The following is a 1,373-nucleotide window of genomic DNA, read 5'->3' as shown; positions in this document are numbered from 1 at the left end:
AATGAAACCTAACACTCAACAATTAAACGATTTAATTATCCAAGTAAGAAGAGACATCCTTCGAATGGTACACGCTGTTAATTCAGGGCATCCGGGAGGTTCTCTGGGCTGTACCGAATTCTTGGTAGCCTTGTATCAAAATATAATGGACCGCAAAGAAGGTTTTGACATGGACGGTATTGGTGAAGATTTATTCTTCTTATCAAACGGACACATCTCTCCTGTTTTCTATAGCGTTTTAGCAAGAAGCGGGTATTTTCCGGTAGCTGAATTAGCAACGTTCCGTTTGTTAAATTCAAGATTGCAAGGTCACCCTACAACTCACGATAACTTACCGGGAGTACGTATTGCATCAGGTTCTCTTGGTCAGGGAATGTCTGTAGCAATTGGAGCGGCACAAGCTAAAAAATTAAACCACGACAATCATATTGTATATACTCTTCACGGTGATGGGGAATTACAGGAAGGACAAAACTGGGAAGCAATTATGTATGCATCTGCTAAAAAAGTAGACAACTTAATCGCAACGGTAGATTTAAACGGAAAACAAATTGATGGTACTACTGATGAAGTATTAGCAATGGGAAGTATCCGTGCTAAGTTTGAAGCTTTTGACTGGGAAGTAGTTGAAATCACTAAAGGAAATGATGTTGAAGCTATCATTGGCGGAATGAATGAAGCCAAATCAAGAACCGGAAAAGGGAAACCGGTTTGTGTATTGCTGCATACTGAAATGGGTAATGGTGTTGACTATATGATGTTCAGTCATGCATGGCATGGTAAAGCACCTAACGACGACCAACTTGCAAACGCTTTAGGACAAAACTATAATACTGGAGGCAATTCAGATTATTAAATTTTAGATTTTAAAACTTAGCACCTTAGAGTCTTAGTGGCTCAGTAACTCAAAAGAAAAAAATGAAAAAATATATAAATACAGGAAGTAAAGATACCCGTTCCGGTTTTGGAGTGGGAATGACTGAATTAGGTCAGAAAAACGAAAAAGTAGTAGCACTTTGTGCCGATTTAATTGGATCATTAAAATTTGATGATTTCAAGAAAAATCACCCGGAGCGTTTTTTCCAAATCGGGATTGCGGAGGCAAACATGATTGGGATTGCTGCGGGATTAACTATTGGTGGAAAAATTCCTTTTACTGGAACTTTCGCTAACTTTTCTACAGGAAGAGTTTACGACCAAATTCGTCAATCTGTTGCTTATTCTGATAAAAACGTGAAAATCTGTGCTTCTCACGCCGGATTAACTTTAGGTGAAGATGGAGCTACGCACCAAATCCTTGAAGATATCGGTTTGATGAAAATGTTACCGGGAATGACGGTTATCAATACTTGTGATCACAACCAGACAAAAGC

At 38.7% G+C, this 1,373-nt stretch carries 2 protein-coding genes; both read left to right on the top strand.

The genetic code is table 11. The annotated features are described in order from the left end of the window. The first annotated feature begins 1 nt into the window (after nt 1). On the top strand, nt 2-856 hold the full coding sequence (locus tag BUB89_RS17775) for a transketolase (RefSeq protein ID WP_073247546.1): 855 nt from the start codon (nt 2-4) through the stop codon (nt 854-856). A 62-nt stretch (nt 857-918) separates the two neighbouring features. Next, a partial coding sequence (locus tag BUB89_RS17770) for a transketolase family protein (protein ID WP_394333302.1) occupies nt 919-1,373 on the top strand: 455 nt, incomplete at its 3' end.

Origin of the sequence: Flavobacterium flevense, assembly GCF_900142775.1 — a bacterium.
Classification (GTDB): domain Bacteria; phylum Bacteroidota; class Bacteroidia; order Flavobacteriales; family Flavobacteriaceae; genus Flavobacterium; species Flavobacterium flevense.
This window is presented reverse-complemented; position numbering and strand designations above follow the sequence as displayed.

Bases quoted from the DNA above. Each gene is read 5' to 3' on its own strand.
- BUB89_RS17775 (WP_073247546.1), top strand. From the start codon at position 2: ATGAAACCTAACACTCAACAATTAAACGATTTAATTATCCAAGTAAGA.